The sequence below is a fragment of the Mesorhizobium sp. M7A.F.Ca.CA.002.15.2.1 genome (assembly GCF_003998715.1).
GTDB lineage: Bacteria > Pseudomonadota > Alphaproteobacteria > Rhizobiales > Rhizobiaceae > Mesorhizobium > Mesorhizobium ciceri.
In genome coordinates this window covers 1-6,381 of record NZ_RZPI01000296.1, presented here as the reverse complement: position 1 = coordinate 6,381, position 6,381 = coordinate 1, and the positions used below count along the sequence as shown (strand labels likewise).

Annotated in this window: 5 protein-coding genes and 1 pseudogene; 2 read left to right on the top strand and 4 right to left on the bottom strand. The window is 64.4% G+C overall.

The genetic code is table 11. The features are described 5' to 3' along the window. Both ENZ74_RS17515 and ENZ74_RS17510 read right to left on the bottom strand, forming a co-directional pair. A pseudogene (locus ENZ74_RS17515) lies at positions 1-295 on the bottom strand (Zn-dependent hydrolase); the annotation flags it as partial. Continuing rightward, positions 292-1,500 (bottom strand): diaminopropionate ammonia-lyase, encoded by a 1,209-nt coding sequence (locus ENZ74_RS17510; protein ID WP_013532462.1) that lies wholly within the window; start codon positions 1,498-1,500, stop codon positions 292-294. The gene ENZ74_RS17510 and the pseudogene ENZ74_RS17515, both read right to left, overlap by 4 nt. A 72-nt stretch (positions 1,501-1,572) precedes the next feature. On the opposite strand from ENZ74_RS17510, the gene ENZ74_RS17505 reads away from it, so the two are divergent. Together ENZ74_RS17505 and ENZ74_RS17500 are read left to right on the top strand one after the other, a co-directional pair. Next, positions 1,573-2,082 (top strand): Lrp/AsnC family transcriptional regulator, encoded by a 510-nt coding sequence (locus ENZ74_RS17505; protein WP_063167707.1) that lies wholly within the window; start codon positions 1,573-1,575, stop codon positions 2,080-2,082. Positions 2,083-2,163: 81 nt separating this feature from the next. Further along, the gene (locus tag ENZ74_RS17500) at positions 2,164-3,306 is read left to right on the top strand and encodes an NAD(P)/FAD-dependent oxidoreductase (protein ID WP_013532464.1); all 1,143 of its coding nucleotides are present in this window, start codon (positions 2,164-2,166) and stop codon (positions 3,304-3,306) included. Positions 3,307-3,332: 26 nt separating this feature from the next. Here ENZ74_RS17500 and ENZ74_RS17495 read toward each other — a convergent pair whose 3' ends face one another. Together ENZ74_RS17495 and ENZ74_RS17490 are read right to left on the bottom strand one after the other, a co-directional pair. After that, positions 3,333-5,441 (bottom strand): molybdopterin oxidoreductase family protein, encoded by a 2,109-nt coding sequence (locus tag ENZ74_RS17495; protein ID WP_013532465.1) that lies wholly within the window; start codon positions 5,439-5,441, stop codon positions 3,333-3,335. Between the two features lie 82 nt (positions 5,442-5,523). After that, positions 5,524-6,381 (bottom strand): ATP-binding cassette domain-containing protein (locus ENZ74_RS17490; RefSeq protein WP_164761063.1); only part of this gene is annotated, 858 nt, incomplete at its 5' end.

The following is a 6,381-nucleotide window of genomic DNA, read 5'->3' as shown; positions in this document are numbered from 1 at the left end:
GCACCCCGTAGCAGCCGTCATAAATGCCGGCATCGATGACGGTGTCGATGTGCGAGCCGATGAGCAGCGGCGCTTGCCCGGTGTTTTCCGGGCTTTGCCAGATGCCGAAAATGTTGCCGACCCGGTCGATGGCGACATCGAGCCCGGCCTGCCGAAGCCAGCCGACGAAGAGGTCGCGGCCCTGCCTGTCGGTGTCTGAGGCGGCCAGCCGGGTCAGCCTGCCCTCGACATCCCGGCCAACAGCGCCGAGTTCGCGGATGCGGCCGAGCAGGCGCTGCGCATCGATGGCGATCATGCCGTTGCCTCGGCTGTCATCTTGCCTTCCAGCACATCGGCCGGGTTCATGCCAACCAGTTCGGCGTAGCGATGCGGGTCGGTGGCGCCTTCGGTGTTGATCACCAGCACCCGCGATTTGCCGTCAAGTCCAAGATCGGCCCGGTTGTCGGCCACCGCCCGGATCAGCCCGGCAAGGCCGACACCACCGCTTTCGCCGGCGACGATCACCGGGTCACCGCCGGCCGGCCAGGCCAGCCGCCGCATCACCGCGATGGCCTCGTCCTCATCCACCGTCATGAAGGCGTCGGCGGCGCGCGCCAGCACCCGCCAGGCGACCGGCGAGGCTTCGTAACATTCAAGCATGGCCATCACCGTCGGCTGGCCGTGCGCGACCTTGACCGGGCGCCCGACCTGGGCGGCTGCGAAGACACAAGCGGCACGCGCCGGCTCGACCACGATGAAGGTCGGCCTAGCGTCACCGAGCACGGTGGCCAGATGACCGGCCAGCGCGGCGGCAATGCCGCCGACACCGGCCTGCACGAAGACGTGGGTCGGCGTCCGAGGGAGTTGGCGCAAGGCTTCGCGTACGATCGCGGTATAGCCCTGCATGACCAGGCCGGGAATGCGCTCATAGCCCGGCCACGAGGTGTCGGAGACCACGGTCCAGTCCTTGTCGGCCGAAACCTGGGCAGCTTGCCTGACCGAATCGTCATAATTGCCGTGGACGCGGATCATCTCGGCGCCATAGCGGGCGATCGCCGCGATGCGCTCCTCGCTGACCCCGGCGTGGACGAAGATCGCCGCCCGCGCGCCGACGAGTTGCGCGCCTTGCGCGACGGAGCGGCCATAGTTGCCGTCGGTCGCACAGGCAAATGTCATCGCCGCGGCGACCGCCCGCACATCAGGCCGATCGAGATCGGCCACATCGAGGAGCCGGCCAAGGCGACTGCCGGCCTCCTCCAGCACCAGGCGGAAGACGGCATAGGCGCCGCCAAGCGCCTTGAAGCTGCCGAGGCCGAGGCGAAAGCCCTCATCCTTGATATGGATGGCGCCCAGTCCGAATTCGCTGGCGAGCGCCGGCAGTGCATGCAGCGGCGTCATCCGGTGATTGTCGCGGTGGCTGAGAAAACGCTCGACCGTGTCGGCTCCGGCCACGCCAAGGGTTTCGGCATCGATCGGATCGAGCGGCCGGCGGTGCGATGCGTTGCGGTTGAGCAGGAACATTGGCCGGTCCCGTTGGTCAGCGAGAACATATTGCAGGAGCAACGCAAAGAGCGCTGTAATATGGTCTCTTAAATGCAAGTTTGTTTCGTCCAGGATATTCCATTGCCTGCATTGCCGTCCTCGCTCGATAGTTTCGATCTCGCCATCCTTGCCATCCTGCAGCGCGACAACACGACGCCGCAGCGGTTGATCGGCGAGGCGGTGAACCTGTCGGCGCCGGCGGTGCAGCGCCGCATCAAGCGCATGGAGCAGACCGGCGTCATTGCCGGCAATGTCGCTGTCGTCGAGCCGGCAGCGGTCGGTCAACCCATCACCATCTTCGTCGAGGTGGAACTCGAGAGCGAACGCGCCGAACTGATCGACGCGGCCAAGCGGCAGTTCTCGGCGACCCCCGAGGTCCAGCAATGCTATTACGTCACCGGCGAGGCCGACTTCATCCTGGTCATCACAGTGGCCGACATGGGCGCCTATGAGGCGCTGACGCGAAAACTGTTCTTCGACAGCAACAATGTCCGCAAATTCCGCACGTTCGTTGCCATGGACCGGGTCAAGGTAGGGTTGACGGTGCCTTTGCCTGTCTAAATATTTGTCGCGCGGCAGGCCTTTACTTTCCCACCATGTTTTTGACATTCTCGGGCTGTGAATTCTGCCGCGGAGGCCGGCTTGGACGACACCACCCCAGTTGCGATCATCGGTGCCGGGCCGGCGGGCCTGGCCATTGCCGCGTGCCTGCGGCAGAGCGGGCAGGATTTCGTCCTGCTGGAAAAGGAGCAGCAGGCCGCACCCGCCTGGCGACGCCACTATGAGCGCGTCCATTTGCACACGGCCAAGCGCTTTTCCTCGCTGCCCTTCGCGCCCTTTCCCAGGGACTATCCGCGTTATGTGCCGCGCGATCTCTTCATCGACTATCTAGATGCCTATGCGCAACGTTTCGATCTGCGGCCGCGATTTGGAGAAACAGTGCGGGCGATCACCCGGCGGGGCAGAAGCTGGCTCGTGGATACGACGACCGGTCCCTTGCATGCTTCAAACGTTGTGATTGCATCTGGCAACAACGCAGAGCCGCTGATGCCCAGATTTGCCGGCGCCGATGCCTTCAAGGGCCAAAAGCTGCATAGCGCCGACTATCGCAACGCAGTGCCTTTCGCCGGCCGGCCGGTGCTGATCGTCGGCATGGGCAATACCGGCGCCGAGATCGCGCTCGATCTGGTGGAAGGCGGTGCGCGGCCGACGATTTCGGTGCGCGGCGGCGTTCATATCGTACCGCGCGAACTGCTTGGCGTGCCCATCCAGATGATCGGCATGGCGGCGCGCCTGATGCCGCAGCGCATCAACGATGCCTTGTTTCCCATCATCCTCGATCTGGCGTTGGGCAGGCTGGGGAAATACGGGCTCAGGCGGCCGCAGCAAGGAATGCTGCAGCAGATCGCGCTCTCGTCGCGCATTCCGACGATCGATATCGGCACGGTGCGCAAGATCCGCGAAGGTGCGATCAAGATCGTACCCGACATTGCCGAGATCACCGAACAGGGCGCCCGTTTTACCGACGGCAGGCATGGCGAGTTCGACGCGATCATCTTCGCCACCGGCTTCCGGCCCGGCTACGCCAAATTGCTGGAGCCCGGCGTTCAGCCAGAGCGCAGCGGCGTCAATGCGAGGGCTTCAGAGCTTGGCCTCTATCTCATCGGCTTTCACAATCCGGTCACCGGATTGCTGCGCGAAATCTCGATCGAGGCCGAGCAGATCGCCGACGACATCAGTCTTAGGCGAAACCGAAAGAAGGTGGCCGAAGCCCTGCCGGTATAATTTGACGCGAGAGCAACTGAGTTCTCTCACCTTGCCGCGCGCAGCCAGACCTTGTTGTCGTGGAAGGCAGCACCCCCATAGGGTGCAGGCGCGTCGGCGCCGGTCAAAACGTTGATGCCCTCGCCGCGCTCATGGGCGCTGTTTGGCCAGATGCCTTCGGCGATCACCACGCCACGCTTGATGCCGTCGAACAATTTTGCATGCAGCACGACTTCGCCGCGCTGGTTGCCGACCTCGACACGGTCGCCATCGGCCAGCCCAAGTGCCGCGGCATCGTCGGGATGTAGAAGCAGTTCCGGGCGGCCCTCCCTGGCTTTCGACACCGGTGTTTCCGAGAATGTCGAATTGAGGAAGTTGCGCGCCGGCGACGTCGTCAGCCGGAACGGGTGGGCTTCGTCGGCGACCTCGATCAGGTCGACATGGTCGGGGAATTCCGGCAGCCGCGCCACCGGGCCGAACAGGCCCATGCTTTTGGGCGGCCGGTTGGGCGCCGCCTGCCCGGTCCAGTCGGCGCGGAAGCGGAATTTTCCATCCGCGTGGCCAAATCCGTTGATGAAGTGTGCTGCCTCGAAATCCGGCTGCAGGTCGACCCATTTGTCTTGCTTCAAGCTTTCGAAACTGCCCAGCCCGCGCTTGCCCAGGATGATGTCGATATGCTGCTGCTCGGTCAGGCCGAAACCCGGACGGTCGGCGACACCGAGGCGATCAGCCAATTGCTCGATGACGAAATGGTTGGTGCGCGGTCCCTCCGGCGGCTCGATCAGCTTGGGGCCAAGCGTGATGTGCTGGTTGCCGCCGCCCTTGTAGACATCGTCGTGCTCGAGGAACATCGTGGCCGGCAATACGATGTCGGCAAGCTTGGCCGTGTCGGTCATGAACTGCTCGTGCACGCAAGTGAACAGGTCGTCGCGCAGGAAGCCTTGCGTCACCAGCCGCTGCTCCGGCGCGACATTCACCGGATTGGTGTTCTGGATCAGCATCGCCGTCACCGGCGGGCCACCATAGAGCGCATCGCTGGCACCGGTCAGCACCGGGCCGATGCGCGAATGGTCGAGATAGCGGATCGAGGGATCGCGCATCCTGGTGCCTTCGAGCACATCCTGGTTGAGCTTGAAGATGCCGGAATTGGAATGGAAGGCGCCGCCGCCCTCATATTGCCAGCTGCCGGTGACAGCCGCGATGCACGAGGCGGCATGCATGTTGACGGCGCCATTGCGCTGGCGTGCAAAACCATAGCCGAGGCGGAAATAGGTCTTCTTGGTCGTGCCGACGAGGCGGGCGAAGGCCTCGATCTCGGCAACCGTCAGGCCCGTGATCCCGGCCGCCCACGCCGGAGTGCGCGTCTCGAGATGCGCTTCCAGCCCTCTCGGGTCGTCGGTGTATTTCGAGAGATAGGCGCGGTCGGCCATGCCCTCCTTGAACAGCACATGCATGACCGCGCAGGCCAGCGCGCCATCGGTGCCTGGCTTCAGCACAAGGCCAAGATCGGCCTGCTTCATCGTCGCGTTTTCGTAGACGTCGATGACGACGATCTTGGCGCCGCGCTCCTTGCGCGCCTTGATGGCGTGGGTCATGACGTTGACTTGGGTCACCACCGCATTGGTGCCCCAGATCACCACGCAATCGGATTTCGCCATCTCGCGCGGGTCCGGCCCGCGCAAGGCGCCGGCCCCCATCATCCAGCCCGTCCAGGCGAGATTGGTGCAGATCGACCCGAAGAAGCCGGAATACTTTTTCGCGTGGCGCAGCCGGTCGATGCCGTCGCGCTGCACCAGCCCCATCGTGCCGGCATAGTAGTAGGGCCAGATCGTCTCCGAGCCGTACCTCTCCTCGGCCGCAATGAACTTTTCGGCGACGAGGTCGAGCGCGGCCTCCCAGCTCGCTTCCTTCCAGGTGCCGTCGCCCTTAGCGCCGGCGCGGATCAGCGGCTTCAGCAAACGGTCGGGATGGTGGACGCGGTCGGCATAACGCGCAACCTTGGCGCAGACGACGCCGGCGGTGTAGCTATTGGACTTGGCGCCATGGACGCGGCCGATCCGATTGCCGTCGAGCAGTTCGACCTCGAGCGCGCAGGTCGAAGGACAATCATGCGGACAGGCCGAATGGCCGATGCGAAGCTTGGCGTGCTGGTTCATGCGGCAAGACTAGCGGGTTTCAAAGGGCGCGTGTAGGGCCAGATGATTAGCCAATCTCCCCACTTGTGGGGAGATTGCGTAATCACTCCGCCGTGCCTTCTTCATACTCTGCCGACATGGACAGCCACTTTTCCTCGTGGCCGGCCAGCGTCTGGGCCAGTTGCGAGCGCTCCTTGGCCAGCCGGGTCGCTGTCGAGGGATCCTTTTCGTACACCGCCGGATTGGACAGTTCGTCCTCGATGCCGTCGATGCGCTTGCGGATGCGGTCCATCAGCGCTTCGGTGGCGCGGATTTCCTTGGCCAGCGGCTCGAAGGCGGCGCGGCGTGCCGCCGCATCGCGACGGCGGTCGGCCTTTGACGCCTTTTCCGCCTCGCGCTTGCCGCGGCGGTCGCCGGACACGCCGGTGACCAGCGTCTTGTAGTCTTCCAGATCGCCGTCATAGGGGTTGACCGCGCCGTCCTTGACCAGCCACAGCCGGTCGGCGGTTGCCTCGAGCAGATGGCGATCATGCGAGATCAGGATGACGGCGCCAGGGAATTCGTTCAACGCATGGATCAGCGATTCGCGGCTGTCGATGTCGAGATGGTTGGTCGGTTCGTCGAGGATGAACAGGTTCGGCCCCTCGAAGGCCGACAGGCCCATCAGCAGCCGCGCCTTCTCGCCGCCCGAAAGATCCTTGGCGGCGGTGTTCATTTTCTCGGTCGTGAGGCCGAACTGGGCGACGCGGCCGCGCACCTTCGATTCCGGCGCCTCCGGCATCAACCGGCGGACATGCTCGTAGGCGTTTTCGTCCGGCCGCAGATCGTCGAGCTGATGCTGAGCGAAGATCGCCACCTTCAGCCCGGGCGCCACCGTCATGGTGCCGCTCTCCTGCTTCAACCGGCCGGACAGCAGTTTGGCGAAGGTCGACTTGCCGTTGCCGTTGGCGCCGAGCAGCGC

What these genes read in the sequence shown, in the direction of transcription:
- ENZ74_RS17510 (WP_013532462.1), bottom strand. Translation starts at nt 1,500, where the DNA reads ATGTTCCTGCTCAACCGCAACGCATCGCACCGCCGGCCGCTCGATCCG.
- ENZ74_RS17505 (WP_063167707.1), top strand. Translation starts at nt 1,573, where the DNA reads ATGCAAGTTTGTTTCGTCCAGGATATTCCATTGCCTGCATTGCCGTCC.
- ENZ74_RS17495 (WP_013532465.1), bottom strand. Translation starts at nt 5,441, where the DNA reads ATGAACCAGCACGCCAAGCTTCGCATCGGCCATTCGGCCTGTCCGCAT.